Raw genomic sequence first — 24,665 nt, 5'->3', positions numbered from 1 at the left:
TGAGGTGTCAGCTTAATCAGGCAATCGACAGGTATTTATGTGTCTGGATAGACAGACGCCAGTTCCGGGCAATACAGGTTTGAATGCAAAGTTCGGTAGCTCTGGTTTTCTGGCTGATGGGCTGCAGGGCGATGGTAACCTTGTCCTGCAGCGGCACGCCGGCTAACAGCGCATCTAACTGGTCGATATCCTTTTGCGTCCCGACAGGGTGCTTGATTTCATTAGCGCGTGACAGTGCGCCGGGCAGAACCGGCAGCTTGCCTTTCATGTTAATTTTCGGCGAGACAGTCACCCAGGTCTTGTCTGTGGCCAGCACCTCGTAAGTGCCACTGGTTTCAATCTGGCAGCCAAAGCCGTTGGCTTCCAGCTGTTCAGTCAGCGGGCGTAAGTCATACAGACAAGGTTCGCCACCGGTAATTACGACATGACGAGCTGTGTATCCCTGCTCAATCAGTAGGTTGACAATGCCGCCGGCATCCAGAGACGTCCAGCTTGGCGAGTCGCCCTGTTTGGTAAGCATAGCGCTGACGTTAACTTCGTCCTGAGGCTCGGCACTCCAGGTTTGTTTTGTGTCGCACCAGGCACAGCCGACAGGGCAGACTTGCAGACGGACAAAAATAGCCGGCACGCCTGTGAAAACACCTTCACCCTGGATGGTTTCAAAGATTTCATTGATTTTGTACACGGCTGACCTCAAAACAATCAATCAAGTTAACGTGAAAAAGGGTGTTTTGGTACCCTGAACCTCAAAGGGCGCGTATTATGTCAGAACCCTGCGTCATTGTCTCTAGAGCCACATATCTTTCAATCATGCTGCTTGTTTGTCCGGCCCGGTAATGCGAAGACCAAAAGGGACAGGCTGGTCGTGACTGGGTTCACGTCCTTGGCACAAGGGGCTTCACAATTACTTCGCAAAGTAAAAAAATTCAATTTCTTGCGTATTCGTTAACCTTTGAGGATCCAGAGCATGTATGTCGCTCAACCCGGTCATATCGATCATATCAAAAGAAACAATGCCGGAAGCGTCTACAAACTTATCGATCAGTATGGGCCTATTTCCCGTATCGAGCTGTCGAAAAAGAGCCAGTTAGCGCCAGCCAGTATTACCAAAATCACCCGTGAGCTGTTTGACGGGCATCTGATCAAAGAAGCTGAAATTCAGGAATCAGGCAATCGCGGCCGTCCGGCCATTGGCTTAGTACCCGATAATGATGGCTGGCAATTTTTAGGTATTCGTCTTGGCCGGGGTTACCTGACCATTGCCTTGCATGAGCAGGGTGGCGACATACTGTTCGAGGAGCGTCAGGATATCGAAGAACTGGCGCAAAATGATGTGTTGCAAAAGCTGCTCGGTGAAATTGAAAGCTTTTTTGCCCGCCACGCCAAGCAGCTGGATCGCATTACCGCTATTGCCGTTTCCTTACCGGGCTTGGTGAATTCCGATAAAGGCATGGTGCTGCAAATGCCACACTATGAAGTGAAAGATTTACCTTTAGGGCCGGCAATTCATGAAGCAACGGGCCTGCCGGTTTTTATCGGCAACGATACCCGTTCCTGGGCGTTGGCCGAGCAACTGTTCGGCAATGCCAAAGATGTGGCGAATTCTATCCTGATCTCCATTCATCATGGGGTGGGTGCAGGCATCATTCTGGATAACAAAGTGTTACAGGGCCGGATTGGCAACATCGGCGAGCTGGGCCATATTCAGATCCAACCTGATGGTCTTCCCTGTTATTGCGGCAATAAAGGATGCCTGGAAACGGTAGCCAGTTTACAGGCCGTCAGGCAGCAGGTGAAATCCCGCCTGGCCTTGGGGGAAGGGTCATCTTTGTACGGTAAAGAACTGACTATCGAGACCATTTGTGAGGCTGCCGTGCAGGGCGATCCGCTGGCATATCAGGTGATCACTGAGCTGGGCTTCCACTTAGGCCGGGCCATTGCCATTATGGTCAATCTGTTCAACCCTGAGAAGGTGCTGATCGGCGGCGAATTCAATCAGGCCAAATCGGTGTTGTATCCCGCCATTATTGAGTGTGTAAAGAGCCAGTCTTTGCCTGTGTACAATCAGGATCTGCGTATTGAAGAAACCAGTTTTTATACCCAGGCGACCATGCCTGCCGCCGCGCTGGTGAAGCAGGCCATGTATGACGGCCATCTGCTGGTGAAGCTGATTGAAGAAGGCTAGCCGCTTTCAGATGCAACTTTGGTAAAACGCAGCAAACTACCCGTTCGCTGCGTTTTTTATGCCTATTACCCGTTATCAGCCAGACTTAAAGTAAGCGTCCGGCAATCAGGAGAACCTTCATGAAAACAAGCAAAATCACTGTGTTTTATGACGGAGCCTGCCCGACCTGTGTCCGCGACCGGAAATGGTATGAATCCTGGCTGGGTAAGCATCCGCATCTGGTGGAATGGTACGACATTACCGGTAAAGATGAAGAGTTGGCCGCGATGGGCATTGTGCCCGACGAAGCGCTGAGAGAGCTGCACGTTCAGGACAACAACGGGGCGGTTCACAAGGAAATGGATGCCTATATACTGCTGCTTAAACAAATCTGGTGGATGCGGCCTGTGGCCTGGCTGATGGGGCTTTCCGGCATCCGGCAGGTGTTATCTGCCGTTTATCACCGTATGGTTGATCAGCGGTTAGCCCGCGAGGGGCGAGGTTAAACGGCGGCGCTATATATCGTCGTGCCTGAGCTCTTCATCTATCACATTGTGCAGGAAAGACAGCGCTGCACGATGGTCATTCCGGCTCATAAACCATTGTTTTTGATTAGTTTCTAATGGCAAGATTTCAAGCCATCGCTGGCAGACCCAGGCCATGTCAGTAAAGTCGGGATCCGGGTAATTCGCGGCGTAATCGGGATATTCATCAAACAAGGCTTCCAGGCTATTGGCAATGGGTTTGTCGATGAAGCGGGTGGAACTGGGTGTCCAGTTTTTTATCGCACTGACCTCGCCAAATCTCAGGCCGTCTTTTTCCTGCCAGTGATTGTTGATAACGAATTTTTCTATACCCCGTATAGTGATGCCCAGTAATCCGTCAGGTAATTGTTCAAAATCTGTGATTTCGACCCGGGTGCCGAAATGACACAGAGAATCACCATCTTTCATGCACAAGCCAAAACCATCGCCTGATGACATCGCCAATGTCACTAAGCGGGTATAGCGGGGCTCAAAAATTCTCAGTTTACTAACGCCTCCCGGCAACACATAGAGTCTGAGCGGGAAAAGGGGTAACTGCATCATACTTGGCCTTCTGACAGCATGTTTGTAAAAGGCCGCTAAATGGTGCGGTGTATATGACGGCCTTACAATGACTCTTACATAGAGTATATCTGGTCAAACATGAGGATCTGTCTGTTTTTCGATATTAGTGCAATGATTGTAAAATGGCGAAAATCAGTTTGTTAAGCTGATGATTATTAATGATAAATGGCGGCATGATGTAGATAAGTTTACCGAATGGACGAATCCAGACACCATTGTCTACAAAACTTTGCTGTATCGTGACCATGTCCACAGGTTCATACAACTCCACCACACCAATTGCACCGAGCCAGCGAATGGCTTTCACTTTGTCAGACTGAGCGACCACGGGCAGTAATTCGGCCAGTTGCGCTTCAATCTGGCTGACCTGCTGCTGCCATTCACCTGTTTCCAGCAAAGACAGACTGGCATTGGCCACGGCGCAGGCCAGCGGATTGCCCATGAAAGTTGGGCCGTGCATAAAGCAGCCTGCAGCACCGCTGCACACTGTGTCGGCAAGGTGCTTGGTGGTCAGGGTTGCAGCCAGGGTCATATAGCCGCCGGTCAATGCTTTACCGACACACATGATATCCGGGCTGATGCCGGCATGTTCACAGGCGAAGAGTTTGCCTGTCCGGCCAAACCCGGTCGCAATCTCATCGACAATCAGCAGCACACCATAGACATCGCACAATTCTCGCACACGACGAAGAAAGGTAGGGTGGTAGATACGCATTCCTCCTGCGCCCTGAACGACAGGTTCCAGGATGACAGCGGCAATGTCCTGATGATGATCATCGAGTTTGGCAGCGAAGTCTGTAATATCACTCTCATCCCACTCGTCATGAAATCCGAGCGTGGGCGAATCTGCAAAAAGATGCTCTGGCAGAAATCCTTTATACAGGCTGTGCATTGAGTTATCGGGATCAGTGACCGACATAGCGGCAAAGGTATCACCGTGATAACCATGCCGCAGTGTCAGGAATTTCGCCCGTGGTTCACCTTTTGCGTGCCAGTACTGAAGCGCCATCTTCAAAGCCACTTCCACCGACACTGAACCGGAATCTGCCAGGAATACCTGCTGCAGAGGCTCAGGCGTCATGGCAATCAGTTTGCGGCACAATTCAACCGCAGGCTGGTGGGTAAGGCCGCCGAACATGACATGCGACATCTTGCCCAGCTGATCGTGTGCGGCCTGATTCAGTACCGGGTGATTGTAACCGTGAATCGCCGACCACCAGGAAGACATACCATCAATCAGTTCCCGGCCATCTTCCAGATACAGGGTCACGCCATCAGCATGAGTCACAGGGTAGCAGGGTAGGGGGTTAATGGTGGAGGTGTACGGGTGCCAGACATGCTGACGATCGTAGTCCAAATCCACCTGTGAAGCCGTGAAGTGGTTGGAGGAGTTCTTTTTGCTGGTGATGTTTTGCACAGATGTAAACCCTATATTTTCTTTGTGGTTGACAGTGTACTTACTGAAAGTAGACTTGCAAGTATTCAAACCCGTGGAATTGTTACGGTTATCGTGATCAATCTGCGGGTAATAAGAACAAATAAAGAGGTTTACACGTGGAAGTGAGACACGATTGGAGCGTTGCAGAAGTGCAGGCGCTGTTTGAAAAACCCTTCATGGATCTGGTGTTTGAAGCGCAGCAAGTTCACCGTCAGTATCATGAACCCAACAAGGTTCAGGTCAGCACCCTGCTGTCGATCAAAACCGGCGCCTGCCCGGAAGACTGTAAATACTGCCCGCAGAGTGCCCACTACCGCACCGACGTTGACCGTGAACGCCTGATGGAAGTTGAGCGGGTGCTGGATGCGGCAGAAAAAGCCAAAAGCTCGGGTGCGACACGTTTCTGTATGGGCGCAGCCTGGAAAAACCCCAAAGAGCGCGACATGCCGTACCTGCTGGAAATGGTACGCGGTGTGAAGTCTATGGGGCTGGAAACCTGTATGACGCTGGGCATGATTACCGGCGATCAGGCCAGCACGCTGGCCGATGCCGGTCTGGATTACTATAACCACAATCTGGATACCTCGCCTGAGTATTACGGCAATATCATTACCACCCGTACTTATCAGGATCGTCTGGATACGCTGTCACATGTGCGTGATGCCGGTATGAAGATTTGCTCCGGCGGGATTATAGGAATGGGCGAAAGTGCGCGTGACAGGGCAGGCCTGCTGGTTGAGCTGGCGAACCTGCCGGTGCACCCGGAAAGCGTACCTATCAATATGCTGGTGAAAGTTAAAGGGACGCCGCTTGATAGCGTGGATGATGTCGATCCGCTGGACTTTGTCCGCATCATCGCGGTTGCCCGCATTATGATGCCGGCTTCCGCTGTTCGCTTGTCGGCTGGCCGTGAGGGAATGAGTGAAGAAACTCAGACACTGTGCTTTATGGCGGGCGCTAACTCTGTGTTCTACGGATGCAAGCTGCTGACCACACCTAACCCGGAAGAAGACAAAGACATGCAGTTGTTTAACAAGCTGGGTATTAACCGGCAGGAAAAAGCCGCTAAGCCGGATGAGTATCAGGAACATGAACTGCTTGGTCAGGTAGCACAGCGTGTGGCTGCCCGCCCGGCAGAGGATGACTTGTTCTACGATGCCTCTCTTTAATTCCCGGATATCACAGTCCCTGAGTCAGCGACAGACTCAGGGACTGTATCGTCAGAGAAAGCCACTCAGCAGGCAGCCATCCTGCGTGCAGTTTGCCGGTAAACAACAAGCGCATATTAACTTTTCCAGCAACGATTATCTGGGACTGGCTCAGTGCCCGGAATTGATCGCGGCCTGGCAGCAGGGGTTGTCTGTTTATGGCGCAGGCAGTAGCGGTTCACCTTTGGTGACCGGGCATCAGGTACCGCATGCAGAGCTTGAGCAGCGGCTGGCGGATTGGCTGGGGTACGACAGAGCCTTGTTATTCAGTACCGGATTCAGTGCCAATCAGGCGGTGCTGTTTGCCTTACTCGGCAAATCAGACCGGCTGATCCAGGACAAGCTGAATCATGCCTCTTTGATGGAAGCGGGCCTTTTATCACCGGCGCTCATGCGCCGCTTTGCTCACAACGATCTCAATGCCTTGGATGCATTATTAAAAGCCGGGTCAGGCGATTGTGCCGCTACTCTGGTGGTAACGGAAGGCGTGTTCAGCATGGATGGTGATCAGGCGCCGCTGGCGGCGATCTCAGCCCTGTGCAGTGCTTCACAAAGCTGGCTGATGGTTGATGATGCCCATGGTTGCGGGGTGCTGGGGGAAGGCGGTCGGGGCAGTGCGGCGCTGGCAGGCATTAAACCTGAGATCAGCATTGTCACATTTGGCAAAGCCTTCGGCATGCAGGGCGCGGCGGTGTTGTGCAGCGATGAGGTCGCAGAATATCTGATTCAGTTTGCGCGGCATTATATCTACTCGACGGCGATGCCGCCGGCACAGGCACATGCACTGTGTACCGCTTGCGATCTGGTCCAGAGTGGAGACTGGCGCAGGGAGAAGCTGGCAGCATTAGGACATATTCTGGCAGACGAACTATTGCCGGAAGTGGGTCTGGTTGCGACAGAAACGCCGATCAAACCTGTATTGCTGGGCAGCAGTGAACTGGCAATAAACCTGTCTGCAGCTCTGGCTGAAAAAGGCATTTGGGTGTCGGCTATCCGACCGCCCACAGTGCCGGTCAATCAGGCCAGATTACGTATTACCCTGTCTGCCAGCCATACAGAGAAACAAGTCAAAGCGTTGGCAACATCGTTGAATGCGTCTTTTGAAGAGGTACAGGATGCAGGAAATCAGTCCGACAGTGGCGGTTAGGCCACGGAATCAGAACTTGTCTGGTTCAGACAAGCAGGCGATTGCCGCCAGTTTTGGTAAAGCTGCAAAACAATATGATCAATCGGCGGCTTTTCAGCGACAGGTGGGGCACCAATTGCTGGATACATTACCCAGCCTGCCGGAAGGCAGCCACTGGCTGGATACCGGATGCGGAACCGGGTATTTCACCCGCCAGCTGCAGGCCATGCACTACCAGACCACAGCCATTGATCTGTCAGAACAAATGCTGGCGCAGGCCAAAGCTCGCTGTGATGGCGCAGGCGTGTTTTGTGTCGCTGATGCCGAATCGCTGCCATTTCCGGACAACCACTTTGATGCGGCCTTTTCCAGTCTTGCTCTGCAATGGTGCTCAGATCTTGCCGTTCCGCTGCGGGAGTTGCAGCGGGTTGTCAAACCGGGCGGGGTGATTGGAATCACCACGCTGGCAGAAGGCACATTGTTTGAGCTTGAGCGCGCGTGGCAATCGGTTGATACGCAGCGGCATGTCAATCAGTTTGACTCTGTCACTCAGCTTTCACAGGCCGTGGCAGAGGCGGGGCTGAATGCGGCAGAGTTATCGGTCAAGCCAGTGATTATGCATTATGAGCGTGCACTGGATTTAATGAAGGATCTTAAGGGGATAGGTGCCACTCACCTGTCGGAGCAGCGTCGGCAAGGGATGTTCGGCCGGACGGCGCTGAACCGGATCGAAAATGCCTATGCGTGTTTTCGCGACAGTACGGGTCAATTACCCGCAACGTATCAAGTTTGTTTTGGAGTGTTCACGAATGTCTAACGCATTTTTTGTTACAGGAACGGATACCGATGCAGGAAAAACGGTAGTTACCCGTACTTTAATTGAATCCTGTGTTCGCTCTGGGCAAAGAACAGCAGGGTTTAAACCGATTGCATCAGGCAGTACGCTGACCGCTTATGGTATGCGCAATTCTGATGCACTGTTTTTACAAGCCGCTTCCCAGCCAGAATTGCAGTATGAAGAAGTTAACCCTTATACGTTTGAGCCGCCCATCGCGCCTCATATTGCAGCAAAGCAGGCAGGTATTAGCATAGATCCTGCCAGATTGTCTGAAGGTTTATCAAAGCTGAAGCAAAAAAGTGATGTGGTGTTTGTTGAAGGTGCCGGCGGGTGGCGTGTTCCTCTTTCCGACACAATGAAACTGTCTGACTGGGTAAAGCAGGAAGAAATGGCAGTCATATTAGTGGTGGGGGTGAAACTGGGTTGCCTGAATCATGCGATGCTGACCGCAGAAGCGATTCAAAATGATGGCCTGACGCTGGCCGGTTGGGTGGCAAACCTTGTTGATCCGGATACCCATTGTTATGAGGATAACCTGAAGTATCTTGAATCTTACCTGCCCGCCCCAAAGTTAGGTGAAATCCCCTATTTGCCCGGTATTGCCAAGCGGGACTTAACGGCCTACCTGAATATGGATCTTTTGGTTTAAACCGTTTTTTCCATTTTATCGCACGGTACATAACACGACAACGCCGCCAGTAAGGCGGCGCTGTTGCATTTCATGCTGTTAATAGCGTTGTTTTTTGTTGACCAGGCCCGGCAAACAATACCAGATAGCCGCAGCCAGGATTAAACTGTAACCCAGCAGCTCGACCCCTTCTTCAGCCAGGTTTTTTACTTCTCGCATATAGTTATCCTGCATCGCGGTTTGCCAGATCTCTCCCATGCCAAACAGGCGTGAGAACACCAGCAGGGTAGCCAGACCGCCCAGCATCAGACCGAAACTGGCGTGTTTGCTGTATCGACTGAGTGGCTGTTGTGTTGTCGGCAGATGTTTACGGGCATATGCCATCCCCAGCACCGCAACCACGGCAGCCGGGAATTTCCAGAAACCGTGCCGGATAAGGTCCAGCAGCCCATCCAGCTCCCGGATCAGCAGCACCATAAAAAACGTGGAAACCAGAACAGCAAAGCCTTTTTGTGCTGGCTGCTTCATGGCCAGGCCAAAAAAGAGTGCGCTGGTCAAAAACAGATAAAGTTCCTGAGTATATTCCACGAGAGAGTTTTCGCCGAGATTGCCACTCAGTTGCAGCACTTCGATTTTTATGATGAGTGCTGCAATTGCCGCGATAACGGCAACAGCCATAAACATAGCAACGGGAATGAGCAGAGTGCGCACGTCTTCGCGCGAAGTGGCGCTATCCATAGTGTGTGAATAGAGCTTTTTCATAATTTACCTGTACAGTGTTCAGAATGATTTTTGGGACTAGTATCACATAAACATTCTGAATGAGAACTTGCGTAAGGACATTATGACGCAAAAATGACAAAGCCTCCGAAAAGGAGGCTTTGAGTCCAGCATTTGGTACAAGGAAATCAGTTATCGCTGAGTAAAGGCATCTGCTCAATGGCTTCAGTTGGCTGAGTCGTGATTGGGTCAATCCCCAGCTCTGCGCAGGCTTCTTCAGCCGTCATGCCAAGATGGCAGCGCAGGATATCAATTGCGACTTGGTAGTTTTCTTGGTCAGCCATCTTGCCTCCTTGTTAGATACTGTGAATTCGAATACGCAACGACAATAGAGAATGGCGGCATCTTATACAATACGACCAAAGTCTAAGACCCTGCTGATCGGGCAAACCATGATTTCTGTCTCAGAAGCGGATATCTCTTACCAAAAGTAACAATTTCCTGCTTCCGCTTGTTTTTAGATTGAACGACCATACTATAAGTACCATCTTATTGATGCGCCAGCCATTAGGAAGGCGCAGAAGCATTTGACACCCAGACCTTTGTTGGAGAAAAGAAAGGTATGAAGCGAATTGGCTTGTTCCTGGCAACCAACCTTGCCGTAATGCTGGTATTCAGCATTGTGCTCAATATTATCTATGCCGTTACTGATTTACAGCCAGGCAGTTTAAATGGCCTGTTGGTTATGGCAGTGCTGTTTGGTTTTGGCGGCTCTTTGATTTCCCTCTTCATGTCTAAGTCCATGGCGCTCAGGTCTGTGGGTGGTATGGTGATTGAACATCCGCGTAATGAAACAGAACACTGGCTGATGGAAACGGTTGCACGTCAGGCGAAGCAATCTGGTATCGGTATGCCGACTGTGGCTGTTTATGATTCACCGGATATCAATGCATTTGCAACAGGTGCCAAGCGTGATGAATCTTTGGTGGCAGTGTCTACCGGGTTGTTACACAGCATGACCCGCGATGAAGCGGAGGCCGTGCTGGCACACGAAGTCAGCCATATTGCCAATGGTGATATGGTGACTATGACCTTGCTACAAGGGGTGGTGAACACCTTTGTGATTTTTGTCTCCCGTATTATTGCGGGTGCTGTCAGTGGTGTCAGTAACAACAACGAAGAAGGCGAGGGCGGCAGTTTTATGACCTACTTCATTGTTTCCACCATTATGGAATTACTGTTCGGTTTCCTGGCCAGTATTATTACCATGTGGTACAGCCGTCACCGTGAATTCAAAGCCGATGCAGGCTCTGCACATCTGGTTGGTAAAGAGAAGATGATTGCTGCGCTGGAGCGCCTGAAGGTCAGTCAGGAATCTCACCTTGAAGGTTCAATGATGGCGTTCGGCATCAACGGCAAGAAAACCTTGTCTGAACTCTTCATGACACACCCACCGCTGGAAAAACGTATTGATGCGTTGCGTCGTGGTGAGCACCTGTAATCCACTCAGACTAACGACAGCCCCCGCACCATGCGGGGGCTGTTTCAGATGGGCACAATGCGGTACAGGTTGCCGTTGTCAGTACCGAAATAGATAATCCCTTCTGCACTTTGCGCCAGTGAGCGCACTCTTTCATTCAAGTCTTCAAACAGCCTTTCTTCTTTGACAGGATTTCCCTGCGCATTAAGGGCGACACGATTCAGGTGCTGTAACACCAGTGCGCCGGCAAACAGATTACCCTGCCAGGCCGGAAAAGCGCTGCCCTGATACATCATCAGGCTGCCGGGGGCAATGGAGGGGACATAGACTTTTTTCGGTGACTCAATACCGGCTTTTTCTTTGGATTCACCGACATCCAGCGGCCCCCAGTACTCTTTACCGTGTGAGGTAACTGGCCAGCCGTAATTGCGCCCCGGCAGGATCAGGTTGATTTCATCCCCACCGCGCGGGCCATGTTCAATTTCCCATAACCTGTCTGTCTTTGTATCAAATGCGATGCCTTGCGGGTTGCGGTGACCATAGCTCCAGATCTCTGCCGATGCACCAGACTGACCATAAAAGGGGTTGTCTTCCGGCACTGTGCCATCGAGATTTAAACGTAATATTGAGGCGGCGTGATTGCTCAGATCCTGCCCGTTCGGGCGATTTCCTCTGTCACCGACAGAGAAAAACACATGGCCTTTCATATCAAACGCTATCCGGCTGCCATAGTGTTTGCTGGCCTCACTGTGTGAACGGGAAACCAGCAAATCCTGCCAGTTGGTGAGCGTCTGGCCTGATAATTTGGCTCTTGCCAGTGTGGTGGCGCTGCCGTTTTTAACCGGTTTGCTGTAGGTAAAATAGATCCAGCCATTTGCCGAGGGGTCGGGGGATACAGTGACATCCAGCAAACCTCCCTGGCCCCGGGCATAAATGTCGGGCAGGCCATTCAGGGTTCTTTGCTGTCCTGAGCGGGTATCGACCAGTACCGCCTTTCCCTGACGCAGCGTAATGAGCAGTGTTGTTGGGTCAACAAAGGTCATTCCCCACGGTACTGACAGGCCGTCAGCCACTTTTTCAAGCTGATAAGCCATGCCTTCACTGGAACCGGTACTGACAATGCCAGGCGCGGATGTCACTGAAAAAGACAATGCGTTTAACAATGCACCGATGAAGGCAAGGTGTCGGAATCTCATGGTATCTTCCTTAATAAAATGATCTTTTCAGTAAGCCTAGTCGATGCTCACTCTGTGTTATCAATCAGTGGTCTGATATGTTCGGCAATGAGCTGTGCCAGCTTTTTCACGCCTGAGTTCCAGTGCGAATTATCTTCGAATGCCGCATAGCTGAGCCGGAGACAATGGCGATACTGATCCTGAGTGCAAAACATGTTGCCGGGTAACAGGCTGATCCCGGCCGCCAGTGCCTGCTGATAAAGCTGATAGCTGTCGGCCTGCTCGGGCAGCGCCAGCCAGCAGAGAAAACTGCCATCGGGCAGGTGTAAATGATACTGGCCAGCCATCCAGGGATAGCTGTCGAGCGCAGAGCAAAGACGCTGACTGAATGCACGTTGATTACGCTGGTAATAGCGTCTGACTTTATTGAGGTGAGTGCGGTATTTGCCGGTCTTTAAAAACTCAGCCACTGCCGACTGCATCAGATTAAGGCTGCCCATGTTGTCTGCGAGCAGGCGTTTCTCAATCAGCGGCTGATACTGTCCGGCCAGCATCCAGCCAATACGCAAACGAGAATCCAGCGTTTTAGATAACGAATTGCAATAGATCACCCTGTTATCGGTATCCAGACTGTAAAGTGCGGGCGGGCGTTTGCCGTAACCCAGATCACCAAACACATCATCTTCAATAACGGGGATACCTGCGGTGATGCTGAGAAAGCGCTCGCGCTCACCCCGTGGCATCACAGCGCCGGTTGGATTATTGAAGCTCGGGTTGATCAGAATCGCCGCGACGGGCCACTGCGCCAGAGCGAGTGACAGGTGCGTTAAATCCATCCCGCTCTGCGGGTGAGAGGGGATCTCCACCACTTTCAGGCCAAGTGATTCCAGCAGCAGCAGATTGCCGAAATAGCAGGGGGAATCAACGATGACGGTATCGCCGGGTTGGGTCAGCACCTGCAATGCCATGCTGATCCCTTGCTGTGCGCCGTGGGTGATCAGAATGTCATCGGGCGAGGTCGAAATGTCCAGCCACTGGTTAACAGTGACCAGCTGCTTTCGTAATTGCTCATCACCTGGCGGGAGCAAATAATGGCTCGGCAGATGAGTCTGGTAACGGCTATGGCGGCCAATTTCAGCATACAGCGAGGTAATGGCCGGAAATTGCGTATTCGGGTGCGCGCTGCCGGTTGGCAGCAAAGACGATGACGGGGACTGTTGCAATATAGTTCGGCTTAATGTCAGTAAATCGACAAAGCCGGGGGCCTGCATCGTCAGAGGGGCAGACCGTCCGGCAGTGATAACCCGGTAGCCAGAGCGGGGATGCGCTTCAATTTTCTGAGCCGCTTCAAGTTCCTGATACGCACGTATAACCGTGTTTTTGCTTACCGTGAGCTGTTCACTTAACTGGCGAATCGAAGGGAGTTTATCACCAGCCTGATACACACCGCGCTCCATACGCAGTGCCAGCTCCCGGATCACTTGCCGGTATTTGGCCTCTGTACTTGGCTGATCATGCTGTGCTTGTGTCATCTGTACCCTAAAGAAATCATAAAACTGTCACTTTCGACTTTTTCTGTACCCATCTACAGTAGTGGAAAATCGTGATAATCACCAGAAGGACGTCTCAGTGGCTCGGTTTATTCCTTTCATATTTGTGATGCTGTGGAGCACGGGTTTCATTGGCGCTCGTTTTGGTCTGCCGTATGCGGAACCTGCAACGTTTCTTTTTATACGCATGGCATTCAATATTCTGATTTTTATGGTGTTGTTGTACTTACTTAACGGGCAGCTCCCGACAGGTCGCGCACGGCTGCACAGCATGGTCGCGGGTGTACTGATTCATGGTTTTTATCTGGGCGGCACCTATTACGGTATTTACCTTGGTATGCCAGCGGGCCTGTGCGCCTTATTGGTTGGATTACAACCTGTACTGACGGCACTCTTGTTAGTCGCAATGGGGCAGGAGCGTCTGGCATTCTCACAGTGGCTGGGGCTGCTGGTGGGGCTGATGGGCATTACTTTGGTACTGCAAGGCAATATGAGCTGGCAGCAGGAAGATCATAAAATAGCCGCCTATTTGTGTGCCGCGACCGCTTTGCTCGGTATTACGCTCGGTACACTGTATCAAAAGCGTTTCTGCCAGCAGGTTGATCTGGTCGGTGGCTCGGTTTACCAATACCTGACGGCTGCGCTCTTGTTCGCACCTGTGATGATGACGATGGAAACTATGCAGGTGGAATGGAATCTGACATTCACCCTGACTCTGGCCTGGCTGGTACTCGGGGTGTCTGTGACCGCTGTCTGGCTGTTGCTGTATATGGTGAGACACGGGGAAGCCTCGAAAGTCGCCTCAACGTTTTATCTGGTGCCGCCGGTGACAGCGCTGCAAGCCTGGCTGGCATTTAATGAAACCTTCGATGCGATGAGTGCCGTCGGTTTTATGCTGGCTGCGATGGCGGTTTATCTGGTGATGCGAAAACCCAAGACAGTGCAAACACAGGAAAAGTCATTGGCTTCTGTGCAACAGGAAAGCTAAAGGGGCAACAGGAAAGCTAAAGGGCTGAAAAATCAGCCAAAGCGAAAATGAATGTGTCAGATTGGCGATCAAGTGTGCATTTGATTCTTTGGGGTATTTACAACATGGGATCGGCTGGGTATCATGCGCACCACTTACGGAGAGATGGCTGAGTGGTTGAAAGCACCGGTCTTGAAAACCGGCATACGTTAATAGCGTATCTAGGGTTCAAATCCCTATCTCTCCGCCACATTTGAAGAAACCGCTGCCAGTTCAGCGGTTTTTTTTCGCCTGAACCTTGGCAAGATGAGATAGGGTGAAGAACCCTGGAAGGGTACGGACGGCCAGTCTCAGCCGAGCGAATCGAGACCACGTTGCCTTCAGGCAACGCCCGAAGGGGCACGAGCTTGCGAGTGATAAATCCCTCCATACCTTGTTCTGGCTCCACCACATTCGAAGAAACCGCTGAACTATCAGCGGTTTTTTTTCGTCTGAACCTTGGCAACACTGGCATTGGATGATGGGGCAAGGCTATGACAACGCTTAATCTCTTTAATCAGTGCCTTGGCCAGTGGCGACGCTGAGTTGTTTTTTAACGTGATCAGCATGACCGGGATTTGGTAAGTATATTTCTCGGGCAAGATAGGTTTAATCAGTCCCTTGCTGACCCAGTTGCTGGCGTAGTGCTCGGGCAGGTAGCCGATAAAGGCACCGGATAAAATCAAATGCGCAATCCCCTCATCGTGATAGGCGATGGCCGTATTCTGATAATTCAGTGCGTCGTTGCGAGTTTCCTTATCCCGCATATAGTTACTGGTGATCACTTCTGCTTGTTGTAACAGCGTGTCGATTTCCGATGGGTGGCAATCGAATAGCGGATGGCCTTTGCCGCAATACAGATAGTTCGTTTCATTATGCAGAGGGTAATAGTCGAGCCCTCTGAGCGGGTGACGACTAACGCCGATTCCCACCAGCGAGCGCCCATTCACAACGGATGTTTCAACTTCGCGCGCTTCGCATACATTGATGTCGAACTGTAAGTTATTACTTCTGCTTTTTAACCCCGAAATAACCTGTGCCACATGGCAGCGCGGATCGTTGACTAAGGTATCGATCATGGCAATCGTGACCCGGCCGGACAGTTCGTTTTTAGAACTCGCCACTGTGGCGGCAAAGGCTTCGCACTGCTGGAGTAACTCCAGCGAGGCTTGATAGGTCACGCGGCCGGCCTCTGTGACCTCAAAGCCGCTTCGGCCGCGTTTGCAAAGCGTAATCCCAAGACGCACTTCCAGGTCGGATAAGTGAGAACTGATGGTGGATCGACCAATGTTTAAGCGCGATTCTGCCGCCGACAGACCGCCACACTCAACGATAGCAACGAATATTCTCAGCATACGTAAATCAACATCTTGAATCTGCATAGGGGCTCTCTGTCAGCTTGTGTTTTTTGTTCGATAAAACCGGAATGAACTACGAACATTATGCTTTTATAAAACATACAGGGCAAGCTAACATCATTTTATAGAAGCAATCTGATACAGAGATATCAGTCAGTCAGGAGAACAAACAAGATGTTTAGATATGGTGTTGATCAACTCAATCTGGATATTGTCAACGGCATAGCGGATGGCAGTATCAAAGCGGAACTCTGTGAAGAAGCGTTCGATAAAATCAATGCAAGCCGTCGTAATGTGGACATCATTGCCGCCTCAGACAAGGCGGTGTACGGCATCAATACCGGATTCGGCCCGCTGTGTGATACCCAAATCTCACCGGAAGAAACGCATCTGTTACAAAAAAACCTCCTGATCACCCATGCGGTCGGTGTGGGTGAGCCGATTGCGAAATCCATCTCAAAACTGATGCTGATCACCAAGATACATGCCTTAAGTCAGGGTTACTCAGGTATTCGTCTGGAAGTTGTTCAGCGTATGCTGGCGTTTCTCGAACACGATCTGATCCCTGTTGTGCCGGAGCAAGGCTCTGTTGGCGCGTCGGGTGACCTAGCACCGCTTTCTCACCTGTTTTTACCCCTCATTGGCGAAGGTGAATTCTGGCAAGGCGACAACACAGTGCCAGCCGCGCAAGCGCTGCGTGAATACGGCTTAGCGCCGCTTGAGCTGCATGCAAAAGAAGGTCTGGCGCTGATCAACGGCACACAGTTTATTCTGTCTCATGCTATTACCGCACTCACGAAAATGCGTTATCTGCTTGACTTGGCAGATCTTTCCGGTGCGATGAGTATTGAAGGGATGCAGGGCAGTGGTTCGCCATTCAGAGAAGAGCTGCACCTGACGCGTGCCTTTGCCGGCAATATTGAAGTCGCCGCCCGGATGAGACGTTTCTTCAAAGGCTCACAAAACATGGCCTCGCATGCTGATTGTGTTCGCGTGCAAGACCCTTATTCCCTGCGCTGTATTCCGCAGGTGCATGGTGCTTCGCGCAATGCCTACAATCACTTGAAAGAACTGGCTGAAATTGAAATGAACTCAGTGACTGATAACCCGATTGTTATCAGCTCCGAAGAAGCCATTTCCGGCGGTAGTTTCCATGGGCAACCGCTGGCCATGGTGCTGGATTATGCCTCTATTGCTGCCGCGGAACTGGGTAATATTGCAGACCGTCGCTGCTACCTGTTGCTTGAAGGCTTGCACGGTTTGCCGCGTCTGTTGACGGCATCTGGTGGCCTGAACTCGGGCATGATGATCCCGCAATACGTGACAGCGGCTCTGGTCACTGAAAACAAATCACTCTGTTTTCCTCCGTCTGCTGACAGCGTGCCGACTTCTATGGGTCAGGAAGATCATGTTTCTATGGGCAGTATCTCGGGCAGAAAGCTGAATCAGATTTTAGGCAACCTGGAAAAGATCTTAGCTATCGAACTGATGTATGCGGCACAAGCGATTGAATTCAGACGTCCGAACCGCTGTTCAGATGTGATTGAAGAAAACTACCGAATTATTCGTGAGAAAGTGGCCAAGCTGGAAGAAGACCGCCTGCTGAAGCCAGACATTGACGCCATGATCGCATTGGTGAAAACACAAGCGTTTAATGTGAACTGAAGGGAGCCTGTAAGGATGGACACTGTATTCAATTTTCAAGAACAAATTCGACAAGGGATCCCTAGCGTACTGCCGGAGGCTAAACCGTATCCGGCCGGTGTTAACCGTGCGCCTAAACGCAAAGACATCCTGACGCCGGAAGAAAAGCAATTAGCCATTCGCAATGCCTTGCGTTATTTCCCGAATGAATGGCATCAGGAACTGGCTGCTGAGTTTGCTCAGGAACTGAAAGATTTTGGCCGCATTTACATGTACCGCTTCAAGCCTAACTATGATCTGAAAGCGCGCTCTATTTCAGACTATCCGGCGAAATGCGAGCAGGCAGCCGCCATCATGCTGATGATCGACAACAACCTGGATCCGGCTGTAGCGCAGCACCCTGAAGAGCTCATCACTTACGGTGGTAACGGTGCGGTATTTCAGAACTGGGCCCAATATCTGCTGACCATGAAATACCTAAGTGAGATGGAAAGCGATCAGACGCTCCATTTGTACTCTGGTCATCCTATGGGTCTGTTCCCGTCGTCGGAAGAGGCACCGCGCGTTGTGGTGACCAACGGTATGATGATCCCGAACTACTCAAAGCCAGATGACTGGGAAAAGTTCAACGCATTAGGTGTGACGCAATACGGCCAGATGACAGCGGGTTCGTTTATGTATATCGGCCCGCAGGGCATCGTACATGGCACCACCATTACTGTCATGAACGCCTTCCGCAAAGTGCTTGAAAAAGGTCAAAGCCCGAAAGGGAAGATCTTCCTGACAGCGGGTCTTGGCGGCATGAGCGGTGCACAACCAAAAGCCGGTAATATCGCTGACTGTATTACGGTATGTGCCGAAGTGAACCCGAAAGCGGCGATTAAACGTCACGAACAAGGCTGGGTGGATGAGCTGATCGACAATATGGATGCGTTAGTCGAACGTGTTCGTGAAGCACAAGCCAACGACGAAGTCGTCTCGATTGCCTTTATCGGCAACGTGGTGGATGTGTGGGAAACCTTCTACGAGAAGGACATTTTTATCCACCTGGGTTCGGATCAGACCTCACTGCACAACCCTTGGTCTGGCGGTTACTACCCGGTTGACATCAGCTATGACGAATCGAACCGTCTTATCCGTGAAGAGCCAGAGCTGTTCAAGGTAAAAGTACAAGACACACTGAAGCGTCATGCGGATGCGGTAAACAAACATACAGCCCGCGGCACTTACTTCTTTGACTACGGTAATGCTTTCTTGCTTGAAGCGTCGCGTGCGGGTGGCGATGTGATGGCTGAAAACGGCATCGACTTTAAATACCCGTCATACGTACAGGACATTCTGGGTCCTATGTGTTTTGACTACGGTTTTGGCCCGTTCCGTTGGGTCTGTACTTCAGGCAAGCCGGAAGATCTGGACAGAACCGATGCGATTGCCGCTGAGGTGCTGAGCAAGATTATGGCCGAGTCGCCAGAAGAAATTCAGCAGCAGATGCAAGACAACATCACTTGGATCAAAGATGCGAAGCAAAACAAGCTGGTCGTCGGTTCACAAGCGCGTATTCTGTACGCTGATTCACAAGGTCGTATGGAAATTGCCAAAGCGTTTAACGATGCGATCCATCGCGGTGAAATCGGTCCTGTCGTACTGGGCCGCGACCACCACGACGTCAGCGGTACGGATTCACCATTCCGTGAAACGTCGAACATCTATGATGGCAGCCGCTTTACAGCTGATATGGCCATTCACAACGTGATCGGCGATGGCTTCCGCGGCGCGACTTGGGTCTCTATCCATAACGGTGGCGGTGTAGGCTGGGGTGAAGTGATCAACGGCGGTTTCGGCATGTTGCTTGATGGCAGTGAAAGTGCCGAGCGCAGGCTGAAGTCTATGTTGTTGTTCGATGTTAATAACGGTATTGCACGTCGCAGCTGGGCACGTAATAAAGAAGCGAACTTTGCCATTCAGCGTGAAATGGCAAGAACGCCTAAGCTAAAAGTGACGTTAGCGAATCAGGTTGACGATGACATTATCAATAATCTGACATTCTGAGTAACCTGCCAATCATTGTTTTCTGAAAGCCTCGTTATGACGAGGCTTTTTCTTTTGGGTTCAGAGTTGTGTTACGAGATTTAAACCTCCCTCCCTACCTTGTTCTGGCTCTGTCGCCCGACATATATCAGCCATCCAATCTTAACTATTCATTCGAAGCTGTGTTTCAACGCTGGTAATTCTTCCCGGTTATTTTAACCGAAGCCACTTTTCAGTTAACGGTTAACCAGACTACGAACATGATTACGCTGGATGAAATATTTATTCATAAATGGGTTTAACTGCCAGATAACTCAGTTTCTTATTATTTATTCATGTAAAAGCACCAATGTATTCCTTTTATGAATAATTGTGGTTTGTTGTTTTTATTTTGGTATTCATGGAGTTCTTGTTTATCTCAAATTGGCATTATTAATTTGTGTGATAATAATCACAATAATATCAATTAACAGGCGCTATTAGTAAGTAGCTCGATTTTTTTTGTTTTATGTCAGTGGGTTGTCAATTTAATTGTGTTGATAACAATCCTTAATTAGCGTTCTTTTACATTTTTTGTCATCAGAATTGTCAGGTTTATTTTTAACATATCAATAGTGAAAGATCTTGAGTCATTATTGATATGTATATTAATTTACTTTGTTGAAGCTCTGAATGGTCGAATGCTTCATTTTAGTTTGCGTTTGTGGGGATTAATGCTTTTGAAATGAATGTTTAATATATTAATTAGAGCGAATCGTTGAGTGTCTCAGTTTTCCTGCCTGTATTTGGATCCGCGAAAACAAAATACTATAAAAGCAAAAAAACACATATGCAGAGGGACAACAACAATGAAAAGAAAACTATTAAACTTGTCGATTGTGGCAGCACTGGGTTTTGCGATCAGTGCTTGTGGCGGTGGCAGTAGTTCTAGTAACGATACAGCCAGCAACAATTCATCCGGTGGTGATCAAAATCAATCCGGTGATGTATCAACCGGTCGTTTGATTGACGCTGCGGTCCAAGGCATGGACTATGTTACCGCCACCCAGAGCGGAACCACCAATGCCAATGGCGAATTCAGCTATAAGCCGGGTGAAAAAGTCACCTTCAAAATGGGGGGCCACAGTTTTACCTCTGTTGATGCCGGGAATGTGATTACCCCATTGGACTTAGCTGGCACTGATGATATCAACAATAACGCTGTGGTGAACATTGTCCGCCTGCTGATGACTCTGGATACTGACGGCGATCCTTCAAATGGCATTGCTATTAACGAAACAGTGAAAAACACCGCATCTCAAATTAACTTCAATGTTGCGCCCGCTGATTTTGGTAATGAATCCAATGTCACAGCGCTTCTGTCTCAGGCAGGTAAATCTGCCAGCGATCTGCCAGATGAGACTGAAGCAAAAGCCCACTTTGAAGAAAGCCTGAGCACAACAACGGCTGATTTAAAAGGTATGTTTACCTTAGGTTGGGAAGTGGGTGAGGATTCTGAATATGCAGGTATTGTGAACATTTTCCCTAATGGCCACTTTTTGGTTGTGGAATATGAATATGAAATTGAAGACCAAGATGAAGATTTGTGGCAAGGTTTCCAATATGGCAGCTTTAAGCTGAAAGGTACTGATTTAGTAGGGAAAAAGATCAGCTGGTCTAAAGATAACGACAACAACGGTATTGCAGATGACCATTTTGATGGCGGTCTGGCCAGTGATGACATCATCACCAATTTTGTCGTCAGCGATGCTTCACTTTCTCTGACCTGGACTGATCCAACACCGTCTGATGATGAAGACGCTTCCGGTGACGAAGTTTTCCCTCGAGTGGCAACCTCCAATACTATTGTGGGAAGCTGGGAACTTAAAGAAGAGCCAGCCGAAGAAGGTAATAATTCAGGACATGTCATTTTCAACTTCCGTGATGACGGTAAGTTTTTCTTGGTTCAACTGGCCGATAGCGAAGTGCCAGAAGGTGAGGACGGTGATATTGGGATTGAGTACGGTACTTATTCACATATGAATAACGTTGATCTGACTCTAGACCTGATTTTTGACGGTTCAGGGCCATCTCTCCTGCATGACAATGGAGTTCAATCCATGATTCATTCTGTGACCGTATCAGAAGATGGGAAGAAGCTGACGCTCGATATAACCGATAGTCTCAATGAAAGATATGATGTCGAATTTAACCGCCTGCTGTAAGTATCATTGATCCACAACGCCAGAATGTGAGCTCTCTCATTCTGGCGTTATTGTTTTCAGAGCCCCCCGACCTTGTCTGATTTCGCTCCAGTTTCCCCTCGAACAGCGCATGCTGCGTCAAAATGCTTGTACAGGCATGGTGTGAGATAAATCACGAAACATTTACTTAGCCTGCTAACTATATTATATTGCTTAGCAGGCTAAGTATTTTTGGTGAAGCACCATGATTCAAGATATCAATATACTGCGTGATCTGCCGTTAGCTGAGCAGCTCAGCCGTGTTTCGCGTTTGTGGAAGATGGTGGCAGACCGCGAACTGGCCCCTTTGGGCCTCACTCATCCGCGCTGGACGGCTTTGTGGAAACTGCAGCGGTTGGGCGATCACGTCAGTCAGAAAACATTGGCAGAAGCGCTGGAGATCGAACTGGCCTCGCTGATGCGCACCCTGAAACAGCTTGAAGAACAGTCGCTGATTACACGCCGTTGCTGCGACAGTGATAAGCGCGCCCGAATTGTCAGCCTGACGGATGAAGGACGACAACTGCTCACCCAAATGGAAGCACGCATCATGCAGGTGCGCAAACAGCTGCTATCGCATATTAACGATCAGGAATTACAGAAGCTGGGCTTAATTCTGGAGCAGATTGCCCACAATGCGCTGGATTCTCTGAATAAAGAACACAATAACGATTCTAAGGAGACATAAACTTCTATGACACCTGATCAAAAGTTTGCCCGCTGGATTAAATACGCCTGTTTCGCATTTGTGTTGGTCTTTGCCTATTTTTTGATGGCCGACTTGGCTATGCCTTTGACCCCACAAGCGATGGCGACACGGGTTGTTACCAAAGTCGCTCCCAGAGTGAATGGCCCGATCACCGAAATACATGTGCATAATAATCAGGCCGTCCATCAGGGCGACGTGTTGTTTGTTATCGATCCGGCCCCGTATAAGCTGGCCGTCGAACAAGCGCGTCTGAATCTGGAAAAAGTGATCCAGAATAACAGTCAGCTGGATGCCTCTATCCTGGCCGCAAAGGCAGAAGTCGCGGCGAATGAAGCCATTTTGCAACAAAAAACACGCGAAGCGCAGCGACTGAGCACACTGTTTCATCGCAACGGGACATCACAACAACTGCGTGATGATGCTCAGAGTGCTGCCATCGCAGCCAAAGCGAATTTGTCTGCCTCGAAAGCGCGCTTAAAAGAGCTGGAAGTCAGCCGGGGCGAAATCAGCGATAAAAACCTGAGCATTCGTGTGGCGAAAAATCAGCTACAACAGGCAGAACTGAATCTGTCTTATACCCGTGTAGAAGCCAAACGTGACGGCGTAATTACCAATCTCCAGCTGGAGCAAGGCGCTTACGCGGCAGCCGGTAATCCGCTGGTGGCACTGGTATCAACGGATGTCGATATCATTGCCGATTTCCGGGAAAAGAGCCTGCGACATTTCAGTAACGACAGTCAGGCGCTGGTTGCTTTCGACAGTCAGCCAGGGCAGGTCTTTAGTGCACATATCAGCAGTTTGGATGCGGGTGTCAGTGCCGGACAGTTTGATGCGAATGGCCGTCTTGCCACGCCTACAGAGTCTAACCGATGGGTGCGGGATGCCCAGCGAATGCGTCTTCATCTGAACATTGATGGGGAATCGCCGCAACAGTTACCCGCAGGTGCGCGTGCCACGGTACAGCTGGTTCCGGACGGTGGCCTGTTCGCCTGGATGGCTCATGCTCAGATTAAGTTCCTTAGTGCGCTGCACTACATCTACTAAGCCGGAGGTGCCATGAAGTTATGGGATCATCCGATGTCGGAAAACGATGTCCGCCAGTGCCTGAGAATTGCAACCGGTGCCACGCTCGGCTTTACGATCAGTAAAATTTTCGGCTGGAACTACGGCGTTTTTTTTACTGTTACCCCCATGCTGTTGCTGGGAATGGTGCCTGTGATGAGTGCGCATGCCGCGCGTCAGCTGCTGGCTGCGGCGATAGTGTGCGGGTTGGAAGTGGGGATACTAGGCGGATTCTTTGGCGGACATCCGGGCATGATGACCCTGATTGCTTTCGTGCTTTTTCTGTACAAATTTGCCTGTATGTCCAAAGGAACACTCTTTCTGTTCGGGGCGAACAGCGTGCTCAGCCTGAGCATTATGCTGCACTTTGCCAGTTACCCGAGTTCAGATTTGAATGATCTTATCTTCAGCAACCTGCTGGCCAATGTGCTGTCGGTGGTGATTGCTTACCTGATGACGTTTTTGATCCCTGATGCCGAACCTCGTCGGCCACCAGCACGTCCCAGTGAACCGAAGGCTTCTCACCGAATGCGCCATGAAGCACTGATGGGCGCCAGTATTGCAACACTGTCGTTTCTGGTTTTTCAGATCTTTGATCTGAATGACTCGATGTCAGCGCAGGCGACCACCTTGTTACTGCTTTTTCCTATGCACTGGAATGGCGCTTTGGGTTATGCCCGTAAACGGGCGATGGGCACTATCATGGGGGTCGCCTTTGGTATGGCAGGGCAGTTGTTATTGTACGACTGGTCCGGAATGCTGGTATTGATCATTCCATTGCTGTGGATAGGCGCTATGTTGTTCAGCTATATGCATGTTAAGGAATCCAGCGGCTCAGGCGCCGGCTTTGGCGGACTGACAACCCTTGGCATTTTATACGGGCAATACCTGACTCCGGGTAATGATCTGGTGTTCAGCGCGCTTTACCGGGTCAGCAGTATCTTCTTCGCCATAGTTGCCACCTTACTGGTGACATACCTGATCCACCGTTTACTGAACAGCTTCGAGGCGACACGATTCAGCCCGGCTCAGTAGCTATTTTGTTACACAATCCCTTGATCAAAAGCGAGGGATTGTTTGCTTTTATTTTCCCCGCGTTTATCGACTGACCCACGAGATTGTTCATTACTGAAAATGCAGGATAGCGAATTATTGATAGCAGAGCTGTAGGGTTTTGGCGTTGGTCGGAGATAAACCGAC

Annotated in this window: 23 protein-coding genes and 1 tRNA gene; 15 read left to right on the top strand and 9 right to left on the bottom strand. The window is 50.3% G+C overall.

From position 1 onward, the window contains the following. Positions 1–16: 16 nt before the first annotated feature. Positions 17–685 carry a 7-carboxy-7-deazaguanine synthase QueE gene (gene queE, locus KCG43_RS06390; RefSeq protein WP_218383922.1) on the bottom strand — a complete coding sequence of 223 codons (669 nt, stop codon included), beginning with the start codon at positions 683–685 and terminating at the stop codon, positions 17–19. 282 nt (positions 686–967) lie between these two features. Between queE and KCG43_RS06385 the strand changes: the two genes are divergently transcribed. Together KCG43_RS06385 and KCG43_RS06380 are read left to right on the top strand one after the other, a co-directional pair. Beyond that, positions 968–2,185, top strand: coding sequence for an ROK family protein (locus tag KCG43_RS06385; protein WP_192014978.1), 1,218 nt, complete (start codon positions 968–970; stop codon positions 2,183–2,185). Positions 2,186–2,304: 119 nt separating this feature from the next. Then, positions 2,305–2,670 carry a thiol-disulfide oxidoreductase DCC family protein gene (locus KCG43_RS06380; RefSeq protein ID WP_218383920.1) on the top strand — a complete coding sequence of 122 codons (366 nt, stop codon included), beginning with the start codon at positions 2,305–2,307 and terminating at the stop codon, positions 2,668–2,670. Positions 2,671–2,679: 9 nt separating this feature from the next. Here KCG43_RS06380 and KCG43_RS06375 read toward each other — a convergent pair whose 3' ends face one another. Then, a complete protein-coding gene (locus KCG43_RS06375; protein ID WP_192015062.1) occupies positions 2,680–3,249 on the bottom strand; it encodes an LON peptidase substrate-binding domain-containing protein in 570 nt (189 codons plus the stop codon). 127 nt (positions 3,250–3,376) lie between these two features. Further along, the gene (gene bioA / locus KCG43_RS06370) at positions 3,377–4,636 is read right to left on the bottom strand and encodes an adenosylmethionine--8-amino-7-oxononanoate transaminase (protein WP_218384183.1); all 1,260 of its coding nucleotides are present in this window, start codon (positions 4,634–4,636) and stop codon (positions 3,377–3,379) included. A gap of 191 nt (positions 4,637–4,827) precedes the next feature. Between bioA and bioB the strand changes: the two genes are divergently transcribed. Genes bioB through bioD form a run of 4 tightly spaced genes read left to right on the top strand, consistent with a single transcriptional unit; the run spans position 4,828 to position 8,532 of the window. Continuing rightward, positions 4,828–5,880, top strand: coding sequence for a biotin synthase BioB (bioB, locus tag KCG43_RS06365; RefSeq protein WP_218383918.1), 1,053 nt, complete (start codon positions 4,828–4,830; stop codon positions 5,878–5,880). Next, positions 5,867–7,066, top strand: coding sequence for an 8-amino-7-oxononanoate synthase (gene bioF / locus KCG43_RS06360; RefSeq protein WP_218383916.1), 1,200 nt, complete (start codon positions 5,867–5,869; stop codon positions 7,064–7,066). Before bioB ends, bioF begins: the two co-directional genes overlap by 14 nt. A gap of 16 nt (positions 7,067–7,082) precedes the next feature. After that, on the top strand, positions 7,083–7,862 hold the full coding sequence (gene bioC / locus KCG43_RS06355; protein WP_255557884.1) for a malonyl-ACP O-methyltransferase BioC: 780 nt from the start codon (positions 7,083–7,085) through the stop codon (positions 7,860–7,862). Further along, complete coding sequence (bioD, locus tag KCG43_RS06350; RefSeq protein ID WP_192014983.1) at positions 7,855–8,532, top strand: dethiobiotin synthase; 678 nt, start codon at positions 7,855–7,857, stop codon at positions 8,530–8,532. Before bioC ends, bioD begins: the two co-directional genes overlap by 8 nt. A 78-nt stretch (positions 8,533–8,610) precedes the next feature. Here the strand turns inward: bioD and KCG43_RS06345 are convergent, their stop codons facing one another. Both KCG43_RS06345 and KCG43_RS06340 read right to left on the bottom strand, forming a co-directional pair. Further along, positions 8,611–9,273, bottom strand: coding sequence for a hypothetical protein (locus KCG43_RS06345; RefSeq protein ID WP_218383912.1), 663 nt, complete (start codon positions 9,271–9,273; stop codon positions 8,611–8,613). Between the two features lie 146 nt (positions 9,274–9,419). After that, positions 9,420–9,575 (bottom strand): hypothetical protein, encoded by a 156-nt coding sequence (locus KCG43_RS06340; RefSeq protein WP_192014985.1) that lies wholly within the window; start codon positions 9,573–9,575, stop codon positions 9,420–9,422. A 278-nt stretch (positions 9,576–9,853) separates the two neighbouring features. Between KCG43_RS06340 and htpX the strand changes: the two genes are divergently transcribed. Continuing rightward, a complete protein-coding gene (gene htpX / locus KCG43_RS06335) occupies positions 9,854–10,732 on the top strand; it encodes a protease HtpX (RefSeq protein ID WP_192014986.1) in 879 nt (292 codons plus the stop codon). A gap of 44 nt (positions 10,733–10,776) precedes the next feature. On the opposite strand, the gene KCG43_RS06330 is transcribed toward htpX, so the two are convergent. Both KCG43_RS06330 and KCG43_RS06325 read right to left on the bottom strand, forming a co-directional pair. Beyond that, positions 10,777–11,907, bottom strand: a complete 1,131-nt coding sequence (locus KCG43_RS06330; RefSeq protein ID WP_218383911.1) for a PQQ-dependent sugar dehydrogenase — start codon at positions 11,905–11,907, stop codon at positions 10,777–10,779. A gap of 47 nt (positions 11,908–11,954) precedes the next feature. Continuing rightward, the gene (locus tag KCG43_RS06325) at positions 11,955–13,418 is read right to left on the bottom strand and encodes a PLP-dependent aminotransferase family protein (protein WP_218383910.1); all 1,464 of its coding nucleotides are present in this window, start codon (positions 13,416–13,418) and stop codon (positions 11,955–11,957) included. A 127-nt stretch (positions 13,419–13,545) separates the two neighbouring features. On the opposite strand from KCG43_RS06325, the gene KCG43_RS06320 reads away from it, so the two are divergent. Both KCG43_RS06320 and KCG43_RS06315 read left to right on the top strand, forming a co-directional pair. Continuing rightward, positions 13,546–14,424 (top strand): DMT family transporter, encoded by an 879-nt coding sequence (locus KCG43_RS06320; protein WP_218384182.1) that lies wholly within the window; start codon positions 13,546–13,548, stop codon positions 14,422–14,424. A gap of 138 nt (positions 14,425–14,562) precedes the next feature. After that, positions 14,563–14,653 (top strand) — tRNA-Ser (locus KCG43_RS06315). Positions 14,654–14,876: 223 nt separating this feature from the next. Here the strand turns inward: KCG43_RS06315 and KCG43_RS06310 are convergent. Beyond that, a complete protein-coding gene (locus KCG43_RS06310) occupies positions 14,877–15,824 on the bottom strand; it encodes a LysR family transcriptional regulator (protein WP_192014989.1) in 948 nt (315 codons plus the stop codon). 150 nt (positions 15,825–15,974) lie between these two features. On the opposite strand from KCG43_RS06310, the gene hutH reads away from it, so the two are divergent. From hutH to KCG43_RS06280, 6 genes are all read left to right on the top strand, one after another. Next, entirely contained in the window at positions 15,975–17,465 is a 1,491-nt protein-coding gene (gene hutH, locus KCG43_RS06305; RefSeq protein ID WP_218383909.1) for a histidine ammonia-lyase, read from the top strand. Between the two features lie 15 nt (positions 17,466–17,480). Beyond that, positions 17,481–19,493, top strand: coding sequence for a urocanate hydratase (locus tag KCG43_RS06300; protein WP_192014991.1), 2,013 nt, complete (start codon positions 17,481–17,483; stop codon positions 19,491–19,493). An 827-nt stretch (positions 19,494–20,320) separates the two neighbouring features. After that, on the top strand, positions 20,321–21,676 hold the full coding sequence (locus KCG43_RS06295) for a hypothetical protein (RefSeq protein ID WP_218383908.1): 1,356 nt from the start codon (positions 20,321–20,323) through the stop codon (positions 21,674–21,676). Between the two features lie 223 nt (positions 21,677–21,899). Beyond that, positions 21,900–22,382: a transcriptional regulator SlyA gene (slyA, locus tag KCG43_RS06290; RefSeq protein ID WP_218383907.1), complete on the top strand. Its 483-nt coding sequence runs from the start codon at positions 21,900–21,902 to the stop codon at positions 22,380–22,382. Positions 22,383–22,388: 6 nt separating this feature from the next. Beyond that, a complete protein-coding gene (locus KCG43_RS06285; RefSeq protein WP_218383906.1) occupies positions 22,389–23,447 on the top strand; it encodes an HlyD family secretion protein in 1,059 nt (352 codons plus the stop codon). Between the two features lie 12 nt (positions 23,448–23,459). Continuing rightward, positions 23,460–24,500 carry a DUF2955 domain-containing protein gene (locus KCG43_RS06280; protein WP_218383904.1) on the top strand — a complete coding sequence of 347 codons (1,041 nt, stop codon included), beginning with the start codon at positions 23,460–23,462 and terminating at the stop codon, positions 24,498–24,500. Here KCG43_RS06280 and KCG43_RS06275 read toward each other — a convergent pair. Further along, positions 24,484–24,665, bottom strand: a 182-nt coding sequence (locus tag KCG43_RS06275; RefSeq protein ID WP_218383902.1) for a hypothetical protein, incomplete at its 5' end; no start/stop codon positions are given. The genes KCG43_RS06280 and KCG43_RS06275 overlap by 17 nt on opposite strands.

The sequence above is a fragment of the Photobacterium sp. WH24 genome, assembly GCF_019204055.1.
In the GTDB taxonomy this organism is placed as follows: Bacteria; Pseudomonadota; Gammaproteobacteria; order Enterobacterales; family Vibrionaceae; genus Photobacterium; species Photobacterium arenosum.
This window is presented reverse-complemented; position numbering and strand designations above follow the sequence as displayed.